24 protein-coding genes are annotated in these 19895 nt (G+C 53.3%); 23 read left to right on the top strand and 1 reads right to left on the bottom strand.

The features are described from left to right. The first annotated feature begins 115 nt into the window (after positions 1–115). The 23 genes from rpsA (at position 116) to KNP80_RS03105 (ending at position 18961) form a co-directional block, all read left to right on the top strand. Positions 116–1264 carry a 30S ribosomal protein S1 gene (rpsA, locus tag KNP80_RS03215; protein ID WP_214833638.1) on the top strand — a complete coding sequence of 383 codons (1149 nt, stop codon included), beginning with the start codon at positions 116–118 and terminating at the stop codon, positions 1262–1264. A 130-nt stretch (positions 1265–1394) separates the two neighbouring features. Next, positions 1395–2705 carry a ribosome biogenesis GTPase Der gene (der, locus tag KNP80_RS03210; RefSeq protein WP_021067192.1) on the top strand — a complete coding sequence of 437 codons (1311 nt, stop codon included), beginning with the start codon at positions 1395–1397 and terminating at the stop codon, positions 2703–2705. 17 nt (positions 2706–2722) lie between these two features. Next, positions 2723–3766: an NAD(P)H-dependent glycerol-3-phosphate dehydrogenase gene (locus tag KNP80_RS03205; RefSeq protein WP_214719768.1), complete on the top strand. Its 1044-nt coding sequence runs from the start codon at positions 2723–2725 to the stop codon at positions 3764–3766. 101 nt (positions 3767–3867) lie between these two features. After that, a complete protein-coding gene (locus KNP80_RS03200) occupies positions 3868–4047 on the top strand; it encodes a DUF2768 family protein (protein WP_251026112.1) in 180 nt (59 codons plus the stop codon). A gap of 3 nt (positions 4048–4050) precedes the next feature. Further along, on the top strand, positions 4051–4761 hold the full coding sequence (locus tag KNP80_RS03195; protein WP_021067195.1) for a hypothetical protein: 711 nt from the start codon (positions 4051–4053) through the stop codon (positions 4759–4761). 109 nt (positions 4762–4870) lie between these two features. Continuing rightward, positions 4871–5143 (top strand): HU family DNA-binding protein, encoded by a 273-nt coding sequence (locus KNP80_RS03190; RefSeq protein ID WP_021067196.1) that lies wholly within the window; start codon positions 4871–4873, stop codon positions 5141–5143. A 127-nt stretch (positions 5144–5270) separates the two neighbouring features. Beyond that, positions 5271–5843 carry a heptaprenyl diphosphate synthase component 1 gene (locus KNP80_RS03185; protein ID WP_214832853.1) on the top strand — a complete coding sequence of 191 codons (573 nt, stop codon included), beginning with the start codon at positions 5271–5273 and terminating at the stop codon, positions 5841–5843. A 20-nt stretch (positions 5844–5863) separates the two neighbouring features. After that, positions 5864–6565, top strand: a complete 702-nt coding sequence (locus tag KNP80_RS03180; RefSeq protein ID WP_214719767.1) for a demethylmenaquinone methyltransferase — start codon at positions 5864–5866, stop codon at positions 6563–6565. Positions 6566–6568: 3 nt separating this feature from the next. Next, a complete protein-coding gene (locus tag KNP80_RS03175; RefSeq protein WP_214832851.1) occupies positions 6569–7531 on the top strand; it encodes a polyprenyl synthetase family protein in 963 nt (320 codons plus the stop codon). Positions 7532–7622: 91 nt separating this feature from the next. Beyond that, complete coding sequence (gene ndk, locus KNP80_RS03170; protein WP_021067200.1) at positions 7623–8039, top strand: nucleoside-diphosphate kinase; 417 nt, start codon at positions 7623–7625, stop codon at positions 8037–8039. A gap of 117 nt (positions 8040–8156) precedes the next feature. Next, positions 8157–8936 (top strand): CheR family methyltransferase, encoded by a 780-nt coding sequence (locus tag KNP80_RS03165; protein ID WP_029595663.1) that lies wholly within the window; start codon positions 8157–8159, stop codon positions 8934–8936. Positions 8937–8946: 10 nt separating this feature from the next. After that, positions 8947–10107 (top strand): chorismate synthase, encoded by a 1161-nt coding sequence (gene aroC, locus KNP80_RS03160; RefSeq protein WP_214833634.1) that lies wholly within the window; start codon positions 8947–8949, stop codon positions 10105–10107. Then, positions 10101–11147, top strand: a complete 1047-nt coding sequence (locus KNP80_RS03155; RefSeq protein ID WP_214833631.1) for a 3-dehydroquinate synthase — start codon at positions 10101–10103, stop codon at positions 11145–11147. The genes aroC and KNP80_RS03155 overlap by 7 nt, the downstream gene beginning before the upstream one ends. A gap of 1 nt (position 11148) precedes the next feature. After that, the gene (aroA, locus tag KNP80_RS03150; protein ID WP_214832843.1) at positions 11149–12399 is read left to right on the top strand and encodes a 3-phosphoshikimate 1-carboxyvinyltransferase; all 1251 of its coding nucleotides are present in this window, start codon (positions 11149–11151) and stop codon (positions 12397–12399) included. 36 nt (positions 12400–12435) lie between these two features. Beyond that, positions 12436–13707 (top strand): tetratricopeptide repeat protein, encoded by a 1272-nt coding sequence (locus KNP80_RS03145; protein WP_214832841.1) that lies wholly within the window; start codon positions 12436–12438, stop codon positions 13705–13707. A gap of 24 nt (positions 13708–13731) precedes the next feature. Continuing rightward, positions 13732–14265: a ReoY family proteolytic degradation factor gene (locus KNP80_RS03140; RefSeq protein WP_021067206.1), complete on the top strand. Its 534-nt coding sequence runs from the start codon at positions 13732–13734 to the stop codon at positions 14263–14265. Between the two features lie 165 nt (positions 14266–14430). Continuing rightward, positions 14431–14871, top strand: a complete 441-nt coding sequence (locus KNP80_RS03135) for a DUF2487 family protein (protein WP_021067207.1) — start codon at positions 14431–14433, stop codon at positions 14869–14871. A 110-nt stretch (positions 14872–14981) separates the two neighbouring features. Beyond that, positions 14982–15485, top strand: coding sequence for a QcrA and Rieske domain-containing protein (locus KNP80_RS03130; protein ID WP_021067208.1), 504 nt, complete (start codon positions 14982–14984; stop codon positions 15483–15485). A gap of 15 nt (positions 15486–15500) precedes the next feature. Next, entirely contained in the window at positions 15501–16172 is a 672-nt protein-coding gene (gene qcrB / locus KNP80_RS03125; RefSeq protein WP_021067209.1) for a menaquinol-cytochrome c reductase cytochrome b subunit, read from the top strand. 33 nt (positions 16173–16205) lie between these two features. Further along, a complete protein-coding gene (locus tag KNP80_RS03120; RefSeq protein WP_214832839.1) occupies positions 16206–17000 on the top strand; it encodes a menaquinol-cytochrome c reductase cytochrome b/c subunit in 795 nt (264 codons plus the stop codon). Positions 17001–17099: 99 nt separating this feature from the next. Continuing rightward, entirely contained in the window at positions 17100–17714 is a 615-nt protein-coding gene (locus KNP80_RS03115) for a DUF1405 domain-containing protein (RefSeq protein ID WP_021067211.1), read from the top strand. 38 nt (positions 17715–17752) lie between these two features. Further along, positions 17753–18436 (top strand): zinc metallopeptidase, encoded by a 684-nt coding sequence (locus KNP80_RS03110; RefSeq protein ID WP_214832837.1) that lies wholly within the window; start codon positions 17753–17755, stop codon positions 18434–18436. 60 nt (positions 18437–18496) lie between these two features. Further along, positions 18497–18961 carry a GreA/GreB family elongation factor gene (locus KNP80_RS03105; RefSeq protein ID WP_214832835.1) on the top strand — a complete coding sequence of 155 codons (465 nt, stop codon included), beginning with the start codon at positions 18497–18499 and terminating at the stop codon, positions 18959–18961. A 43-nt stretch (positions 18962–19004) separates the two neighbouring features. Here KNP80_RS03105 and KNP80_RS03100 read toward each other — a convergent pair whose 3' ends face one another. Beyond that, complete coding sequence (locus KNP80_RS03100) at positions 19005–19880, bottom strand: YitT family protein (protein WP_021067214.1); 876 nt, start codon at positions 19878–19880, stop codon at positions 19005–19007. Between the last annotated feature and the right edge of the window lie 15 nt (positions 19881–19895).

The raw sequence follows: 19895 nt of genomic DNA, 5'->3' as shown, positions 1-19895 counted from the left end.
GAGGAACTAACCTGATAACACCTTGACAAATCTTTCGAATTATAAGAAGTTTATACTAGGTGTAAGCGCCTTACGGCGCTCCTTTTTGTACTCATCGTGAGGGGGTAGTGTTGGAATGGTCGAAGAAATGAAAGATATGCCTGATTTTGAAATCAATCGAGGTCAAATTGTGACCGGTACTGTCGTCAAAATCGAGGACAAGCAAGCGTTGATCGATATCGGTTATAAAACCGAGGCAATTTTACCAATCAGCGAAGTATCAAGCATGCATTTAGACGATTTAAACGAATCACTCCATGTTAACGACGAAATCCGTGTCAAAGTGAAAAAGGTCACGGACGAAGAGGTGGTCGTTTCGAAGAAAGACGTTGATGCCGAGGCAGCTTGGGATCAAATCGTCGAGAAATTCGAATCCGGCGAAGTATTCGAAGTCATGGTAAAAGACAAGGTCAAAGGTGGACTTGTCGTTGATATCGGTATCCGTGGATTTATCCCGGCTTCGCTCGTAGAGAACCATTTCGTCGAAGACTTCTCATCCTACTTGAATAAACCGATTACGGTTAAAGTCGTCGAGATTGACCGCGAAAAAAATCGCGTCATCTTGTCGCATAAAGCGGTTGCCGAAGCGGAAATGAGCGCCAAGAAAGCGGAGACGCTCGAATCGCTTGAAGTCGGTCAAATCATCGAAGGGACGGTTCAACGTCTCACAGATTTCGGTGCGTTTGTCGATATCGGCGGTGTCGATGGCCTCGTCCATATTTCGGAAATGGCGCATAGCCGGGTTGAGAAACCGAGCGATGTTGTGACTGAAGGAGATAAAGTCAAAGTGAAAGTGCTTGGACTTGACCTCGACAACGAGAAAGTGAAGTTGTCGATTAAAGAGACGCAGCCTGGACCGTGGGAATCGGTAGAAGGTAAAATTCAGCCAGGTGACGTGATTGAAGGGAAAGTCAAACGTCTCGTCACGTTCGGTGCGTTCGTCGAAGTCGCACCACAAGTTGAAGGTTTGCTCCATATCTCGCAAATTGCGAACCGGCACATCGCGACACCGTCTGAAGTCTTGTCAGAAGGCCAAGAAGTAACCGTCAAAGTACTCGACGTCCATCTTGACGAGAAGAAAATCTCGTTGTCGATGCGTGCGCTCGAGTCGAGCGATTCATCACGTGGCGACGCGGATCAATCGCTGCTTGACGAGTATAGCGACCAAGGAGGTTTCTCTGTCTCTGAATTGACAGGTGACGAGGCCTTGGACGATTCTAAATAAGACGATCGTTCAAGCGGGAGCCAGACTCCCGCTTCTTTTTGTATGGTCACAGAAATTCGCCTGTGATATGATAGTACAGTTGCAATTAGAAACGATAGACTTATTGAATGAAAGTTAGAGAGGTGTTTATATGGGAATTCCAGCAGTGGCCATCGTAGGCCGCCCGAATATTGGGAAATCCACGATTTTTAACCGGATTATCGGAGATCGCGTGTCGATCGTCGATGATAAGCCCGGTGTAACACGCGACCGCATTTATGGGACGGGTGAGTGGTTGAACCGTAAGTTTCATTTAATCGACACAGGCGGAATCGAGGTCGGTGATGAGCCGCTCCTCGTGCAAATGCGGCATCAGGCCGAGCTTGCGATCGATGAGGCGGACGTCATCGTCTTCATGGTGAACGGACGTGAAGGCATTACAGCAGCAGACGAAGAAGTGGCGAACTTGTTGTTCCGTTCGAACAAACCGGTCGTCCTCGCCGTCAACAAAGTCGACAACTTCGAGATGCGCGAACTCATGTATGAGTTCTATTCACTCGGATTCGGCGATCCGTTCCCGATTTCAGGGACGCACGGTCTTGGTCTCGGGGACTTGCTCGACAAAGTGCTCGACATGGCTCCAGACAAAGACGACTATGAGTACAACGAAGAAGTCATCCAGTTCTCGCTCATTGGACGTCCAAACGTTGGGAAATCGAGCTTGACGAACGCGATTCTCGGTGAAGAACGCGTCATCGTCTCGGACATCGCAGGAACGACTCGTGATGCCATCGATACACCGTTCACACGGGATGGGCAAGAATACGTCATCATCGATACGGCCGGGATGCGCAAGCGCGGGAAAGTGTATGAATCTACCGAGCGCTACAGCGTCATGCGTGCCCAAAAAGCGATTGAACGCTCGAACGTCGTTCTCGTCGTCATCGACGGTGAAGAAGGCATCATCGAACAAGACAAACGTGTTGCCGGACTCGCCCACGAAGCTGGGAAAGCCATCGTTCTCGTCGTCAACAAATGGGACGCCGTCGACAAAGACGATAAGACGATGAAGAAAATGGAAGAGAAGATTCGTAAAGAATTCTTGTTCCTTGACTACGCACCGATCGTCTTCTTGTCGGCACTCACGTCGAAACGATTGCAGACACTTCTGCCGGTCGTCAAAGAAGTGGCTGATTCACATCGCCGTCGCATCTCGACGAGCGTCTTGAACGACGTCATCGTCGACGCAGTCGCGATGAACCCGACACCGACGGACAAAGGACAACGACTCAAGATTAACTACGCGACGCAAGTGGCCATCGAGCCGCCGACGTTCGTGTTGTTCGTCAACGATCCAGAGTTGCTTCACTTCTCATACAAACGTTATCTAGATAACCAGATTCGCCGCGCATTTGACTTTACCGGTACACCGATTCATATCGTGGCTCGTCAGAAAAACTAGTAATGGGGGTGCCTCCTATGGCAAAAGTAGCTGTCATCGGTGCAGGGAGCTGGGGAACGGCGATATCGCTCGTCCTCGCTGACAACGGACATGATGTTCTACTATATGGACGTGAGGAAGACCACGTTCATGAAATCAACACGGCCCACACGAACGCGACCTATTTGAAAGACGCACCGTTGCCGACTTCGATTCGGGCGACGACAGACTTGGCGGAAGCGGTCAAAGATCGTTCCATCGTATTCCTCGTCGTCCCGAGTTCGGCGATTCGTCCGGTGTCGCGTGAGTTGAACGCGCTCCTTACGGAACCGGCGGTCATCGTGCATGCCGCCAAAGGAATCGAACCGAAGACGCATAAGCGTCTGTCGGAGATTATCGCCGAAGAGATCGACCCGTCGAAACGTCGGGCCATCGGTGTCTTGACGGGACCGACGCATGCCGAGGAAGTGGCCGTCCGTAAATTGACGACCATCACAATCGCTTGCGAGGACTTGGACGTGGCCGATGAGATTCAAGAGTTGCTCACGAACGATCAGTTCCGGGTCTATTTGAATTCGGACGTCATCGGGGCAGAGTACGGCGGTGCGCTCAAGAACATCATCGCGCTTGCCGCAGGAATGACGGATGGGCTCGGTTATGGCGATAACGCAAAAGCGGCCCTCATGACACGCGGGATCGTCGAAATCGCCCGGCTCGGGGTCCAACTCGGTGCCAACCCGGCGTCGTTCTCCGGCTTGACGGGAATCGGCGATTTGATCGTCACGGCCACGTCTCAGCATAGCCGTAACTGGCGTGCCGGGAACGCGATCGGTCGCGGCGAGAAGCTCGAGGATGTGCTCGGTCAAATGGGCATGGTCGTGGAAGGGGTGCGTGCCTGTGAGGCGGCGCATACGCTCGCTCGGGAAGCCGGTGTCGAGATGCCGATCACAGAGGCCCTCTACAACGTGTTATTCGAAGGTAAGAGCCCACATGATGAAGTACAAAAGTTAATGAGACGCCCGCAGAAGCATGAAATGGAAGAAGTGTTCCATTTCGAAGGCGACGTAGAGCAAAGGGACTGACGTTTTCGTTCAGTTCCTTTGTTTTTTTTGCTACACTAATGTACGGAGCTAGATTTAAAGAGAAAGTCGAGGGGATAGACGTGACACCGTCACTGATCAAGATGTGGATTTCATTTGCGGGCATCGGGGCGTTTGCCATCGCCGCGCTCATGGTGGCAGTCAGCCATACGAAACTAACGGGATGGTTCGCGGCGCTCGTCCGCGTCATCGCATTCGTCATATTTTTATTTGGGACGATCATCATGATTTATGTGGTCGCTTCAGGACCGACAGGAGGATAAGACGTGAAACGGATTTTTTTGGTCGCGAGTCTATTGGCGGCGACCGTGCTCAGTGGATGTATGTTCCCGGATTCGAATCGGGTCGATAACGTCCCGTATGAAGACCAACTGAAGTCGGTACAGACGGCCGTCGACTCGTTCAAGGAGACGACCGGGGTGTTGCCGATTAAAACAAGGCCGGCCGAGACGCCACTCATGGAACGTTATCCGATTGAGTTCGCCCGGCTCGTCCCTGGTTATTTAGCCGACCCGCCGGCGAACAGCTTCGAAGGAGGCGGTCTGTTCTTGTACGTCCTCGTGGACGCCGAGACGGAGCCGAAGGTCAAACTCATTGATTTACGTGTGTCAGAAAGCTTGCAACAGTTACAGACGAACATTAACGCGTTCCGGGCCAAAGAAGGCAAGTTCCCGTTTGACGGGTCGCTCGGAAAGAACCAATTCACGATTGATTATGATCTCGTCTTCGTCTCTGAAGAGCCGAGTATCCCGAGTCCGTACACGGAAAACGAGTTGCCGATCTATGTCGACGGGACCGGACAATTATTTGTCGACTACCGGGCCGACCTGGAGGCCGCCCTCGAGAACACGGATGTAGAGCCAAAAGTCGGTGAGGACATTCGGTATTTGCTCTATAATGACTCCCCATTCGCTCCGGCTTATTCGCAAGGGTACACGATTAATGAACAAGGTGAAGTCGAGTTTTTAAACAACTGATCGACTGAGTGGGTCGAATATAGACCGATTGCTTAAAAAATGTTGTCATATCAACGTTTGTACGATATGATTAATCCCGTAAACTCTCAGTGAGAGGAGGTGAATCGTGATGAACAAAACTGAATTAATCCAAGCAGTTGCGGAGAAAGCAAATGTTTCGAAAAAAGAAGCTACACAAGTTGTAGAAGCTACTTTCGAATCTATCACTGAAGCACTCCAAAACGGTGATAAAATTCAATTGATCGGTTTTGGTACTTTTGAAGTTCGTGAGCGCGCTGCCCGTAAAGGTCGCAACCCACGTACGAAAGAAGATATCGAAATCCCGGCAAGCAAAGTTCCTGCCTTCAAAGCAGGTAAAGCGCTTAAAGATGCGGTCAAATAATGGGCAATACATAAGTCGCCGAAAGGCGGCTTTTTTTGTGTCGGAAAGCGAGTTCCCATGGCGTGAATGTGACAAAAATGTGCTATACTATGTCAGAATGACAACGAAGAGGACGAGGGGGGATAGCATGGAACAGATGACATACGAAACCGTTGTCACCGACCTTGCTCGTCAAATCGAAGAACGCATGAACCATCCGTATTTGACGAGACACGAGATTGTACCCGTAGTCGACATGCCTTTACTTCGTTGGATGGTCGAGATGATTGAAATCGAATCGAATCAACAACGTCAGCTCGTGCTTGCGACGTATTTTGCACATCAAGCACTTGAACTGCATGATCAAGTAAAGGATTGCCCGAACGGCTCGCTCGAGCGGCAACTCAAAGTGCTCGCCGGCGATTTCGCCTCGGCTCAATTTTATAAAATATTGGCACTGTTTCCTGCCGACTATAGCAATCGCTTCGGTCGGTCGGTCCAGCTTGTCAATGGGGCGAAATGTACGCTCGCGCTTGATGCGGACGTATCCGTCACGACTTGGATGGAAGCGAACTTCGGATTGATTAAAACGTTTTCTGAGGTGATAGGTCGGTCCTACTTGACCACAAACGGAAAAACGATCATCGAACGAAAGGCGACAGTACTGCGCCAAGATCAACGAGAACAGCTAACGACGCTCCTGGCGCACGCTGTCGCTTAGAACGGAAAGGATGTTACGTATTGCAACCGAAAGAAAAAGAGCAAAAAGTATATGACGTGTTTCAATCAATCTCACCGAGCTACGATACGATGAACTCGATCATCAGTTTCCGTTTGCATAAATGGTGGCGCAAAGCGACGATGCGTCGCATGCAAGTGTTCCCGGGCGCAAAATGTCTCGACGTCTGCTGCGGGACGGCCGACTGGACGATTCAACTCGCCGAGGCGGCTGGTAATACCGGTGTCGTCAAAGGTCTTGATTTTTCCGAGAATATGCTCGCGGTCGGCCAAGCAAAAGTGGCCGATTATCCGACGATCGAACTCATCCATGGTAACGCGATGGCATTGCCGTTCGGGGATCACTCATTCGACTACGTGACGATCGGCTTCGGCCTTCGCAACGTACCGGATTACATGACGGTGCTCCGTGAACTGCACCGGGTCTTGAAACCGGGCGGGACGGTCGTCTGTCTCGAGACGAGCCAACCGACAGCACCGCTGTTCAGCGAACTGTATCGCTTCTATTTCGGCTCGGTCATGCCGTTATTCGGGAAAGTGTTCGCCGGCTCATACGATCAATACAAATGGCTCCAAGAGTCGACCGACCAATTCCCAGACCGGTTGACGCTAAAACGCATGTTCGAGACGGCAGGCTTCGAACAAGTCGAAGTGAAGGCGTTCTCCGGCGGTGCGTGTGCCATGCACCTAGGAAAGAAGTGGTGACCGATGTCTTTGAAGCGACTTTATCGCCACATGAACCGAGAGATTGAGCAGATCGATCGCTTCTTGTCGACGCGGGTCCATACGGATCACCCGGTCATCGAGGCGGCCTCGAAGCAACTGCTTGATGCGGGCGGGAAGCGGATCCGTCCGGCGTTCGTATTGCTGAGCGCTGGTTTCGGGCAAGCGAAAGACATCCGCTTGACGAAAGTGGCGGCGAGTCTTGAACTGATTCATATGGCCTCGCTCGTCCATGATGACGTCATCGATGACGCCACACTTCGCCGGGGCAAACCGACCGTCATGGAACGTTACGATGAGCAGGTCGCGATGTATACAGGGAATACGTTGTTCGGCGAAGCGATTCGACTCGTCTCTGAGGTCGACTCGCCGCGCGTGATGGAAATCATGGCAGACACGATGGAACTGATTTGTATCGGTGAAATCAATCAAATCCAAGACCAATACGACTGGAGCCAGTCCCCGAAACGATATCTCGATCGGATTGCCCGAAAGACGGCGCTCTTGATCGAGACGAGTTGTGCGGCCGGGGCCGTCGTCTCAGGGGCGTCACCCGAAGTCGTCAAACAGCTGCGGCTGTTCGGCTATGACATCGGGATGGCGTTTCAAATGACGGACGATTTGCTCGATTTCACCGCGAAAAGTTTTCAGCTTGGAAAGCCGGTCGGAGAAGATTTGAAGCACGGTCATAAAACGTTGCCGCTCTTCTATTCAGCGGAAGACCCTGAATTCTTTGGTCGGTTGCAGCAAGTCAACCAGTCGTCCGATTACGCGACGACCCATACGCTCGTTCGTGAAGTGCAGCGCAACGGGACGCTCGAGCGAAGCCAACGGACGATCGACCGGTACGTGAACCGGGCGATTCAACGTCTCGATGGCTTGCCGGACTTACCGGACAAACGCTCGCTCATTGAAATCGCCGAGTATATCGGGAAACGAAAATGGTAACAACCACCTTGTAAACCCTTTCAATAATCAAGATGACCGTGTAAACTAATAAAGTACATGGTACACATATTGATTTAGGGGGATTAGGGGAATGGAAAAAACATTTTTAATGGTAAAACCGGATGGAGTGAAACGCGGTCTGATTGGGGAAATCATCTCGCGCTTCGAAACGAAAGGATATACGTTGAACCGTCTTGAGCTATTGACGCCATCGGTTGAAGTCGCACAATCGCATTATGCGGAACATAAGGAAAAGCCGTTCTTTGGAGAGCTTGTCGAATTCTTAACGTCTGGTCCTGTTGTAGCGATGGAGTGGGAAGGCGAAAATATCGTCGCCGTCTCTCGATTGATGATCGGGAAGACGAACCCGTTGGACGCACAACCTGGAACAATTCGTGGCGATTTGGCCTCGACGATGTCACAAAACGTCATCCATGGTTCAGATAGCGTGGAAAGCGCAGAGCGTGAATTGTCACTCTGGTTCGCCACTGAAGCATCACACGTTTGATGACGATAAAAGGGACGGGGGCCTCCTGTCCCTTTTTATATTGGGATTGAAGCGCTTTCGCTTGTTTTGGCACGACATGATCTAGGAGAAGAGAAAGAATTGAGGTTGGAACTGGTGATAAATGATTATGCCATCTTCGTAAAAAAGTTTTATATGAAGTCGGGGATCGACTTAAACCTATACAAAGAAGCCCAGATGAAGCGACGTATGATTGCACTTCGCGAGAAGAAAGGGTATGCCACGTTTATCGAATACTTCAAAGCGATGGAGTCGGACCGGGGCTTATACGATGAATTTTTGGATCGCATGACCATTAACGTGAGTGAATTTTACCGGAACCCGGTCCGCTGGCAGCAACTAGAGACGGACATTTTGCCGGAACTCATCCGTAAGAGCCAGGGCAAGTTGCGCGTCTGGAGCGCGGCGTGCTCGACGGGCGAAGAACCGTATTCGTTGGCGATGCTGTTATCGAAACATTTGTCACCCGCCCAGTTCACAATCACGGCGACGGACCTAGATGACGTGGTGATCGAAAAAGCGAAACAAGGCAAGTATCATGAGCGGGCGCTCGTTGACTTGCCATCAGAGTTTCGGCAACGTTACTTCACCCGCCGTGGAGACGACTATTACATCACAGAGGACATCAAAAAATTAGTAACGTTCAAAAAACATAATCTGTTGGCCGACGTGTATGAACGGAATTTTGATTTAATCGTCTGTCGGAACGTCTTGATTTATTTCACCGAGGAAGCGAAAGAGAAAGTCTATACATCGTTCCACCGATCACTCCGACCAGGCGGTGTCCTCTTCGTCGGAGGGACCGAGCAGATCTTTCAACCGAAGCGATACGGCTACAAGATGAAGCAGAGCTTCTTCTACGAAAAATTTGAAGAATGAGGTGGCAGCTATGCGTTATTTGACGGCAGGAGAATCGCACGGGCCTGGACTTTCAATCATTATCGAGGGTGCACCGGCCGGGCTTGAGGTCGATGTGCAAGCCATCAATGCGGAACTCGCGAAACGGCAGTCCGGCTACGGCCGCGGCCGCCGCATGCAAATTGAATCAGACCGAATCGAGGTGAGGGCCGGCATTCGTCACGGGGTGACGACAGGGGCCCCTATTTCGTTCTGGATCGAGAACAAGGACCATACTCATTGGCGGAACGTGATGCAGGCCGAACCGATTGATGCGGACGTGGAAATCAAACGCCGTGTCGTCCGCCCACGACCCGGACATGCGGACCTCATCGGCGGCTTGAAATACGACCATCGTGACCTACGGGACGTCCTCGAACGTTCGAGCGCACGTGAGACGGCCGCTCGGGTCGCAGTCGGCGCACTCAGCAAACAATTGCTCGCTGCTGTCGGGATGTCGCTCGTCAGCTATGTCAAAGTGATTGGCGGCGTCGAGGCCGATGCCTCATACGAGTCGCTCGATACATTGCGCGCCACGATCGAGGCGTCACCGGTCCGGACGATGGATGAGACGGCAGGCAAGGCGATGATGCGTCGAATCGATGAGGCGAAAGCAGCCGGTGACTCACTCGGCGGTGTCATCTGTACGGAAGTGCATGGTGTCATCCCGGGGCTCGGGTCGTACGTCCAATATGACCGGAAACTCGATGCGGCCATCGCTCGCGCCGTCATGAGTGTCAACGCCATCAAAGGCGTCGCTTTCGGTGATGGGTTCGAGATGGCGTATCGACCAGGGTCGGAAGTGATGGACCCGATCGCCTATGGACCGGACGGCTATACACGCCTGAGCAATCATCTCGGCGGTTTCGAAGGTGGGATGACGACCGGGATGCCGATTGTGTGTACCGCTGTGATGAAACCGATTCCGACGCTCTACAAGCCGCTCCAATCCGTCGATATCGATACGAAAGAACCATTCCTCGCCCAAATCGAGCGAAGTGACGCCTGTGCCGTCCCGGCCGCCTCACTCGTCGTCGAGGCCGTCGTCGCGTTTGAACTCGCCCGTGAGTTATGCGAGACGTTCGGACATGACACGGTCGGACGCATCCAAGCGCGCGTCGACGCGTACCGCGAGGAGATTCGCACGTGGTGACGATTCGCGTGAACGCCTCGACTCCATACGACGTCACAATTGAACGAGGGGACGCCTGGCTCGACTGCGTCCCTTACTTCTCGTGCTCAACCGTGTGGGTCATCACGGACGAGACGGTAGATCGCCTGCACGGGACGGCGTTTCGGACTCGTCTCGAGGCAAGCGCGCGTCCAATCGTCTGGTCGGTCGTCCGTCCGGGCGACGGATCGAAATCTCTCGCGACGATTGAACGTCTCGTCGCGGACGGGTTGACGTCCGGCTGTGACCGGGACACGCTCGTCGTCGCCTTTGGCGGCGGCATGATTGGGGACTTGGCCGGCTTTTTGGCGAGTGTCTATATGCGCGGGCTGCATTACATACAAGTGCCGACGACGGTTCTCGCCCACGATTCAGCGGTCGGCGGAAAAGTCGCGGTCAACCATCCGCTCGCCAAAAATGCGATCGGTGCCTTTTATCAACCAGCGGGCGTCCACTATAACGTCGACCGCCTCGAGACGTTGACGGACCGTGACGTGCTGAGTGGGCTCGGCGAGTTAATTAAACATGCCTACTTGTCACGATACGTCCTCGGGTACTCGTTCGAGACCGAGCTGTTCACCGCTTTGGCGCAAGGACCGCTCGATTGGGAGGCGTGGCTCGCACGTGGGATTGAAGTGAAACGACAGGTCGTCGAGACCGATGAACGGGAACACGGCGTAAGGGCATGGCTGAACTTTGGTCATACGTTCGGCCATGCGTTGGAGTCGGTCGAGGCGTACCGACTAGCGCACGGGGAGGCCATCCTATACGGAATGGTGTACGCCTTCCTCGTCGCCGGAGACTTCTCACGCGCGGAAACGCTCGCCGGATTCATGAAACAGCAAGCAATCACGCCGGTCCTCTGGCAACCATTCGAGGCGTATCTCGAGGTGATGGGCCACGATAAAAAGAATCGAACTGGACAGATTCGCTTCGTACTGCTCGGTGAAGAAGTGACCGTGACGAGCGTCACGACCGAACGGCTCGTCGAAGCGTATAATCAGTTGAAAGGGTGGTTTTAAGATGGGATTGAACGGATTGATACGCGTACCGAGCGATAAGTCGATTACGCACCGGGCGTTATTGCTCGGGGCCGTGGCGCACGGACAGACGACAGTGTACGACCCGCTCCTCGGTGAGGATTGCCGGTCGACGCTCGAGGCAATCCGTCGTTTGGGCGCACAAGTCGATGAACAAGCGGAACGACTCGTCATCACTGGCAGCCCGTCGCTCACGTCGGCGGAACTCGATTGCGGGAACTCCGGCACGACGATGCGTCTCTTGACGGGACTGCTTGCTGGCTACGACGGGACGTTCACGCTCACCGGCGACGCCTCGCTCTCGAAGCGACCGATGCGACGCGTCACTGCCCCGTTGCGCGCCATGGGAGCCGACCTTGCAGGTGACGTCGCTCCGCTCCACATCCGCGGGCGGGCGTTGACGGGCATCGATTACACGTTGCCTGTCGCGAGCGCGCAAGTGAAATCAGCCATTTTATTGGCTGGACTCCGTGCGGACAGCCCGACGATCGTGCGCGAGCCGGTCTTGTCGAGGGATCATACTGAACGCATGCTGCCGCTGTTCAACGGGCAGATTGACATCACCTCGGAAGAGGGGGTTCGGACGATTCGGCTGTCGCCGTCCGTCCTGGAAGGCGCGACGGTGGCCGTACCGGCTGACCCGTCCTCGGCCGCCTTTTGGTGGGCCGGGGCCGCGCTCGTCCCGGATAGTCGCGTCACGACGACCGACGTCTGTTTGAACGAGACACGGATTGGCTTTTTGCGCACGCTCGAACGGATGGGGGCGCACGTTGACGTGACGAACGTCCGCGCACTCGGAGAAGAATCGGTCGGGGACGTCACCGTGTCGACGAGCACGCTCCACGGCATCCGGTTGGACGGGACCGCCATCCCACATCAAATCGACGAGTTGCCATTATTCGCCCTCGTCGCGTCGCAGGCGTCGAGCTCATCGTCAGTCCGGGATGCGGGGGAGCTCCGCGTGAAAGAGACGGACCGGATTCAGACGGTCGCGAGCGAATTGAAGGTGCTCGGTGTCGACCTTCGCGAGACGGATGACGGCTTTGACGTCTATCCGAGCCATTTGCACGGGGGACACGTCTCCTCGCACGGAGATCATCGCTTGGCGATGATGCTCCAAATTGCGGACTTATTGACGACGGAACATGTGACGATTGACGATGTCGAGGCAGCGGACGTGAGTTACCCGCGCTTCCGTGACGATTTACAACGACTCGGTCGTGAGATAGAATAACGTCAATACGAGTAGCCGCTAGGAGGAATTTTGACGATGTTAGACGAAACAGAATTAAACCATATCATTGAGATGCTTGAAAAAGGTGAGACGGAGCATGCCCTCATGCATCTCGAATCGCTCGAAAAGGAAGGGTCGGACGAGGACCGGTTGGCCATCGCCGATCTCTACCTCGAACTCGGCCTCGCCGATCGGGCCGTCAAGTTGCTCGCAGCGCTATATGTCGATTATGCGGGCAACCCGCACGTCGCCTTGTCGCTCGCCGAGGCCTACTTGGACAGTGACCGGGAAGAAGAGGCGATTGCCGTCCTCGAGAAAATCGATACGACGGACAAGGAAGCGCATATGCGTAGCCTCGTCCTCCTCGCCGATTTATATCAATCACAAGGGTTGGACGAGGTCGCCGTCAAGAAACTGATGGAGGCGCTCGAGACGAACCCGGACGAACCGCTCCTCATCTACGGATTGGCCGAGTTGTACGCGTCGATCGGATCGTTCGAACAGGCGGTACCGCTGTACGCGCGTCTGCCGCACTTGCGCTTGCCGGAAGAACTCGATTATCAGGCCGATTACGCCGAGGCGCTCACGATGATCGGTTCGTTCGAAGAGGCACTCGATGAGTATGAGAAGGCGGAAAACCGCAACTTGAACACGATTTTCGGTCACGCCATGACGGCCCACCGCATCGGACGTGACGAAATTGCCGTCAAACAGTTTGAGTCGCTTCGCTCGATGGACCCGGACTTCACGTCGCTCTATCTGCCTTACACGGAAGCGCTCGACGAACTCGGCCGCTTCGATGAGGCGCTCGAGGTGATTGGCCAAGGGATTGACCGCGACGACTATAACGACGAGTTGCGTACGGTAAAAGCGAAACTGTTCTTGAAACAAGGTCGGACAGATGAGGCGGTCACGGAACTGCGCGAGGCGCTCGCATTGAATCCGGAGTCTCTTCAGGCGACTGAGCTGCTCTTATCGGTCTTGTTCGAAGCCGGGGACATGGAGGCCGTCCTCGAGACAATCGATGCGCTCGAGGAACATTCGACGTCTCCACTCATGACATGGTACAAGGCGAAAGCGGCCTATGAACTTGAGGACTATGATACGGCCGTCACGTTATACCGGTCGATCGAGCAAGTTTATAAAGAGGACGTGTCATTTGCGATTGAATGGGCTACACTATTGATAGAAGAGGGACAGCGTGACCAAGCGCAACGAGTGCTCGAGCAAACGCTTGCGCTCACTGTCGATGTCGATGACCGCCAAGCACTTGAAGAGCGGCTCGAACGGTTGACGGATCACGATTAAACGATATAAAGGAGATGGGGTCATATGGTCGAGCGGAAAAGAACATTTTTAAAGCGATTCCTCGCTCATCATACGCTTCGTAAACGAGAAGCCAAGTGGATTATCGACTACTGGCTCAGACATCCAGAAAAACTCGGGAACGTTCATTTCGTCACGAACGCCTCGGTCTCACCGCGCAGTCTGATCATGACGGCGTATGGATTTGACGGCGAACCGTTCCGTTACCGTCGGGGTGACCTCATCACGGTCAATCCCGAGAAGGCGTATCACGACATCCGGCTCCACGACGGCGCCATCTACGTGGAGTTGAACTTTCAAGGCATGATGATTGATGAGCTGTGGATTGATATCGTGGAATTGAATCCGTTCGAACCCGTCGCCGAAGTGAAAGACGAAGTGACGACGTCGGCCCAGACGGTCATTCGGGCCTCGGTTGCCCAGTTCGAGGAGGAGCGTCTGCTCGTCGAAATCGATAAGGCACTCGACCGACGGGACGAGAAATTGTTCCGCAACTTGACGAGCCAGCTCCATCAAGTCCGAGCCTCAAAATTATTTTAATAAAAACAAGCGCTTCCGTTATGGGTTGCGCTTGTTTTTTGGTATATTAATGACGTAGGAATACACAATAATTTCACATTTCGTTCATAAGTTTCGCAGAGGGAACGATTGTAGGTACGCTACAATGAACATAATGATGTATGTCTAATGGAGAGGAGGAGGAAGATGAGGTTCGATGGTCTAGACGCGATGAAGTCGCTCTCAGAACGCCAATACGTCGATACGCTCGTCGTCCCGCTCGTCGAATTGGCGTTTGATGAGGACATGGTGCGGAAAGCCGAAGGAAACGAAGTCATCCAGGCGGTGGCACTTGAAACCGAGCGCCAATTGTCCGGCCGGACGATGCTAAGCCCGACAATCAGTTATGTCGACGCGGAGGCAGGGCGTGCGCTCGCCGAACAAGTTACTGTTCAGGCGACGGCATCGGGGTTTACCCATGTGTTGTTCATCTCCTCGGATTTGCGTTTCAAGGGCTCTGAACTGCCGATTATTTTCGTTCCGCCGCTTGCGTTGAAAGGCATGTCCGGCGAGCAGTCGCACACGATGGTTCAAAATTTTGCGACGCAAGTCATTACCGATCTTTCGAGCCGTTGGATGGCGACATGAAGCGGTTGACGTGGAGGTTTTATTGATATACTATTTTGTTGAGTGAGAAATTTTTGTGAAGAATGCATAAAGAATTATGGGGTTATGCACACGAATGAGGGGGGAACGAAATGGCTCAAAATGGGTCAAAAGTCACACGCCGTCAGTTCTTAACGTATACGTTGACTGGTGTAGGTGGCTTTATGGCGGCAACATTGATCAGTCCGATGGTCAACTTTGCGATCGATCCGGTCTTAAAAAAATCGGGAGCGGGCGATAAAGTAAAAGTCATCAGTCTTGATGACATCACGACTGAGCCGCAACGTGTCGACTTTAAGAAACAAACGCAAGATGCTTGGTATGAATTTGAAGAAACGCTTTCGGCGTGGGTATTTAAAGATGAGAGCGGCGAAATCATCGCCTTGTCTCCAATTTGTACGCACCTCGGCTGCCAAGTAGGATATGGTGGAGACCCGACTCGACCGACAGAATTCTTCTGCCCGTGTCACTTCGGTCGCTATGAGAAAGATGGAACGAACATTCCTGGTACGCCTCCGACTGCACCACTTGCACGCTACGAAAAAGAAGAAAAAGACGGCTTCCTATACTTGGGCAGTCCAGTCGCACAGTTGTGAGAGGGGGAATAGTCGATGTTACAAAAAATTTATGATTGGGTCGATGAACGCGTCGACATCACGCCGTTATGGCGCGACATCGCTGACCATGAAGTTCCAGAACACGTCAACCCTGCCCATCACTTTTCAGCATTTGTTTATTGCTTCGGCGGTCTGACGTTCTTCACGATCGTGATTCAAATTCTGTCAGGGATGTTCTTGACGATGTACTATGTACCAGACATCATCAACGCGCACGCGTCGGTGTACTATCTTCAAAACGAGATCGCGCACGGACAAATCGTTCGTGGGATGCACCACTGGGGCGCATCGGTTGCGATCGTCATGTTGTTCTTACATACGCTCCGCGTATTCTTTACCGGGTCGTATAAGAAACCTCGCGAACTCAACTGGGTCGTCGGTGTTCTCTTGTTCTTCGTTGTCTTGGCGCTTGGTCTTACAGGGTACTTGTTGCCGTGGGATATGAAAGCGTTGTTCGCGACGAAAGTTACACTTCAAATTGCCGAGAGTGTCCCGGTCATTGGTGGTATCGCCAAAACGCTTCTCGCCGGTGGCGAGATCGTCGGCGCACGGACGCTCACGAACTTCTTCGCCATTCACGTCTTCTTCTTACCGGCGGCCTTGTTCGGACTCCTCGGAGCCCACTTCTTGATGATTCGTAAGCAAGGGATCTCAGGACCGCTATAAGCCGAATCGAAGACAAAAAGGAGGAGAAACGATATGCATCGCGGTAAAGGGATGAAATTTGTAACCGACTCTCGAGTAGGAATCTCGAATCGGAAACAAAATATTGCTAAAGACTATTCAGAGTATCCAGGACGCACGGAAGCGTTCTGGCCGAACTTCTTGTTGAAAGAGTGGATGGTCGGTTCGGTCTTCTTGATCGGATTCATCGCCTTGACGATTGTCGAGGCCCCACCGCTCCAAAACATCGCCGACCCAACGAACACGTCATACATTCCGCTTCCGGACTGGTATTTCTTGTTCTTGTATCAATTGCTCAAGTATCAGTTCGCAGCAGGGGATTGGATCTTGCTTGGGACGGTCATCTTGCCAGGGGTCGCTTTCACGGCGCTCTTGATCGCACCATGGCTCGACCAAGGACTCGAACGCCGTCCGGCCAAACGTCCGATCGCCATTAGCTTCATGCTTCTCGGCGTGTTGTCGATTTTCTACTTGACGTGGGAATCGGTTCAAACGACGCACTGGGATCAAGTTCATGAACAAGGGATCTTGGAAGTTCCGGGCGAGGGCCCTGAAATCGATACGGCCGCACCTGGCTATGAGATTTACTCGGCTCAGTCTTGTGTGAACTGTCACGGTCAGAACCTCGAAGGCGGGGCAGCAGCTCCTGCACTCGTCGGCACACAGTATACGGCCGAAGAGATCGCGGATATCGCGGTCAACGGTGTCGGTACGATGCCAGCCGGTCAATGGGATGGTTCGGATGAAGATCTCCAAGCCATGTCTGAATTCATCGCTTCATACGGTGAAGGCGGCGAAAACAACCAATAATCGATTGGTTCAAGAAGCGTGGCCCGTCTAACGGGTCACGCTTCTTTTTACTTCGCCTCCGTTGCGCTACAATAGAGAAAAAAAGGATGGAATACACGAATGATACATATGCTACGCCCGATTCTCACCCATCGGACCGTCTTGGTGCTCTTGTTCATCATCAACTTGTTCGGAACGATTTACGGATATGTCTGGTATGAGCCCCAGCTCCGTGACACACCGCTCATCTATTGGCCGTTCGTGCCGGACAGTCCGACAGCTTCGCTCTTCTTCACGGTCGTGCTCGGCTTATGGATTGCCGGGAAGAAGTCGCCCCTCATGGAGACGCTCGCCTTCGTGACGCTCATCAAATACGGGGTATGGGCCGTCATCATGAACATCTTGTTCTTACGGGAACTCGGTCCGGATGCCGAGACGTTCACCGTGCTCATGGCCGTCATGCTGATGGTGTCACACGGGGCGATGGCGTTCCAGGCGCTGTTGTACGCACCGTTCATGACATGGACGGTCCGCTCGTTCGTCTTGACGCTCATCTGGGTCATCCATAACGACGTCGTTGACTACGTGCTCGGACAATGGCCGCGTTATCCGTCACTGGCCGAACATATCGCCTGGATCGGCTACGGGTCGTTCTGGTTGACCGGAATATGTTTTTTTATGGGATACCACATCATCCTACGCACTTCGCTTGATAATAAGTTCATTAGAATGTAAAATCAGATTATCAAATACACGCAGAGGTGATAGAGAACATGTCATTAGGTGGCTATATTTTCTATCTTGCACTGATTATGCTCATTCCGTTATGGGCCCAGATGCGAGTGAAAAGTACGTACAAAAAGTTTCTCCAACAACCGATTCAAAGCGGAGTCACGGGTGCACAGGTCGCTGACTTCATCATGAAACAAAACGGCGTTCAAAACGTCCGGATCGAGATGGTCGATGGTTTGATGAGTGACCATTACGACCCGGTCAATAAAGTCGTCCGTCTGTCGCGCGAAGTGTATCAAGGCGCGACGATTTCATCCGCTGCGATTGCGGCCCACGAGATCGGCCACGTGATTCAAGATGCGACCGATTATAAGATGATGCGGGTCCGTCATCGTCTCGTCCCGGTCGTGAACATCACGTCGAACTTGTCGTTCCCACTTCTCTTAGGTGGTTTCTTGCTCGGCGCGATGGGTCTCGCTCAACTCGGTGTCATCATGATGCTCGGGGCGGTCGTGTTCCAGCTTGTCACGTTACCGGTCGAATTCGATGCCTCGAAACGGGCCATGGCTGAATTGACGAGCCACGGTATCGTCACGGCAACGGAAGAGTCGGGCGCACGCAAAGTGCTCAACGCGGCAGCTTGGACATATGTGGCGGCCACACTCGTCGCCGTCGCCGAACTGATCCGTTTGGCACTCATCGTCTTTATGCCACGTGATGAGTAGAATCAAGGGTCCCGTCCACGTGACGGGACTTTTTCATTTCGCTTTTGAAAGGAGCAGCCGATGAATCACCCACGATTGACGAAAGCGGGGCGTCTCCGCTTGCAGGAGCAGCTCGAGACGTTGCGTGGCGATAGCCGGCGCGAGGCGCTCGAACGCGTCAAGACGGCCCGGAAGTTTTGTGATTTCCGTGAAGACGTGACGTATGCGGACGCGGTCCGGGAACAAGAGCAGATTGAGACTAAAATTATCGAACTGGAGCGTCTGCTCGCTGATGCCGTCATCGTCGACGAGGGTCGGCCCGACGTCGTCGCGTTCGGGAGCCGAGTCGTCATTCGGGAATTACCGGACGGGAACGATGAGACGTATCGCCTCGTCGGTGAGCTCGAGGCTGATTTGGCGGAAGGAACGATTTCCGTATCGTCCCCGCTCGGTAGCGGGTTGATGGGAGGCGTTGTCGGTCAATCCGTATCAATCGCTTCACCGGGCGGCCCACTCGATTTTGAGATCGTCCAGATCGAGCAATAATGAAACGCCCCGTTCATCCGAACGGGGCGTCGTTTGTCGTGACTTATTTCAGCGGGACACGGTTCTCATCGAACGTGAACCCTTCACCGCCGACCTCATAGACGTGGTGGAACGTGACGAAGGCGTGCGGGTCGATCTGTTTGACGATTGTCTTCAACCGATTGACTTCGTTTCGTCCAACGACGACGTATAGCACTTCGAGCTCTTTATTCGAATAGCCGCCCTTGGCGAGGAGCCGTGTCGTCCCGCGGTTCATCGTGGCGTGAATCCCGTCAGCGATGGCCGTACGATGATCGCTGATAATCATGGCGGCCTTGCCGGCGTATGTCCCTTCTTGCATCGAGTCGATGACGCGGGCACCGATATAGACGGCGAGGAGCGTGTACATCGCCTCGCGGATATCGAGATACGTCAAACTGAGGACGATGACGAAAAAGTCGAACACGAGGAACGTCTTGCCGATTGACCAGCCAACATAACGTTGGACGAGCCGGGCGATGATATCGACGCCTCCCGTCGTCCCGCCGTTATTGAAGATGATGCCGAGACCGACTCCGATGAAGAGACCGGCGAATAGACTCGCGAGCACCATATCGTCCGTCAAATCGATGATTAGATTCGAGTACTTGGCGATGAGGGCGTACCAGAGCGAGAAACTGAACGTCCCGATGAGCGTATAGATGAACGTCGTCCGCCCGAGCAGCTTGTAGCTGACAAAAAAGAGCGGGATGTTGAGCGCCAAGTTCGTGATCGATGGCGACCAGTCGAACAAACCGCGCAGAATCAAGGTGATGCCCGTGAATCCGCCTTCCGCCAAATTGTTCTGGACGTTGAAATGATAGACGCCGAACGCGAAGATAAAGGAACCAATTAAAATAAAGAATATATTGCGAAACCGAATCGGTAATTGTACCGTCATTTGGTTCACCTCCCA

It is taken from the genome of Exiguobacterium sp. E4787 (assembly GCF_018618375.1).
GTDB classification, from domain to species: Bacteria; Bacillota; Bacilli; order Exiguobacteriales; family Exiguobacteriaceae; genus Exiguobacterium; species Exiguobacterium chiriqhucha.
This window is presented reverse-complemented; position numbering and strand designations above follow the sequence as displayed.

Coding starts and splice junctions, on each gene's coding strand:
- KNP80_RS03135 (WP_021067207.1), top strand. CDS start 14,431: ATGAGGTTCGATGGTCTAGACGCGATGAAGTCGCTCTCAGAACGCCAA.
- der (WP_021067192.1), top strand. CDS start 1,395: ATGGGAATTCCAGCAGTGGCCATCGTAGGCCGCCCGAATATTGGGAAA.
- KNP80_RS03115 (WP_021067211.1), top strand. CDS start 17,100: ATGATACATATGCTACGCCCGATTCTCACCCATCGGACCGTCTTGGTG.
- KNP80_RS03120 (WP_214832839.1), top strand. CDS start 16,206: ATGCATCGCGGTAAAGGGATGAAATTTGTAACCGACTCTCGAGTAGGA.
- KNP80_RS03175 (WP_214832851.1), top strand. CDS start 6,569: ATGTCTTTGAAGCGACTTTATCGCCACATGAACCGAGAGATTGAGCAG.
- KNP80_RS03145 (WP_214832841.1), top strand. CDS start 12,436: ATGTTAGACGAAACAGAATTAAACCATATCATTGAGATGCTTGAAAAA.
- aroC (WP_214833634.1), top strand. CDS start 8,947: ATGCGTTATTTGACGGCAGGAGAATCGCACGGGCCTGGACTTTCAATC.
- KNP80_RS03190 (WP_021067196.1), top strand. CDS start 4,871: ATGAACAAAACTGAATTAATCCAAGCAGTTGCGGAGAAAGCAAATGTT.
- rpsA (WP_214833638.1), top strand. CDS start 116: ATGGTCGAAGAAATGAAAGATATGCCTGATTTTGAAATCAATCGAGGT.
- KNP80_RS03100 (WP_021067214.1), bottom strand. CDS start 19,880: ATGACGGTACAATTACCGATTCGGTTTCGCAATATATTCTTTATTTTA.
- ndk (WP_021067200.1), top strand. CDS start 7,623: ATGGAAAAAACATTTTTAATGGTAAAACCGGATGGAGTGAAACGCGGT.
- KNP80_RS03130 (WP_021067208.1), top strand. CDS start 14,982: ATGGCTCAAAATGGGTCAAAAGTCACACGCCGTCAGTTCTTAACGTAT.
- KNP80_RS03105 (WP_214832835.1), top strand. CDS start 18,497: ATGAATCACCCACGATTGACGAAAGCGGGGCGTCTCCGCTTGCAGGAG.
- KNP80_RS03140 (WP_021067206.1), top strand. CDS start 13,732: ATGGTCGAGCGGAAAAGAACATTTTTAAAGCGATTCCTCGCTCATCAT.
- qcrB (WP_021067209.1), top strand. CDS start 15,501: ATGTTACAAAAAATTTATGATTGGGTCGATGAACGCGTCGACATCACG.
- KNP80_RS03205 (WP_214719768.1), top strand. CDS start 2,723: ATGGCAAAAGTAGCTGTCATCGGTGCAGGGAGCTGGGGAACGGCGATA.
- KNP80_RS03110 (WP_214832837.1), top strand. CDS start 17,753: ATGTCATTAGGTGGCTATATTTTCTATCTTGCACTGATTATGCTCATT.
- KNP80_RS03185 (WP_214832853.1), top strand. CDS start 5,271: ATGGAACAGATGACATACGAAACCGTTGTCACCGACCTTGCTCGTCAA.
- KNP80_RS03200 (WP_251026112.1), top strand. CDS start 3,868: ATGTGGATTTCATTTGCGGGCATCGGGGCGTTTGCCATCGCCGCGCTC.
- aroA (WP_214832843.1), top strand. CDS start 11,149: ATGGGATTGAACGGATTGATACGCGTACCGAGCGATAAGTCGATTACG.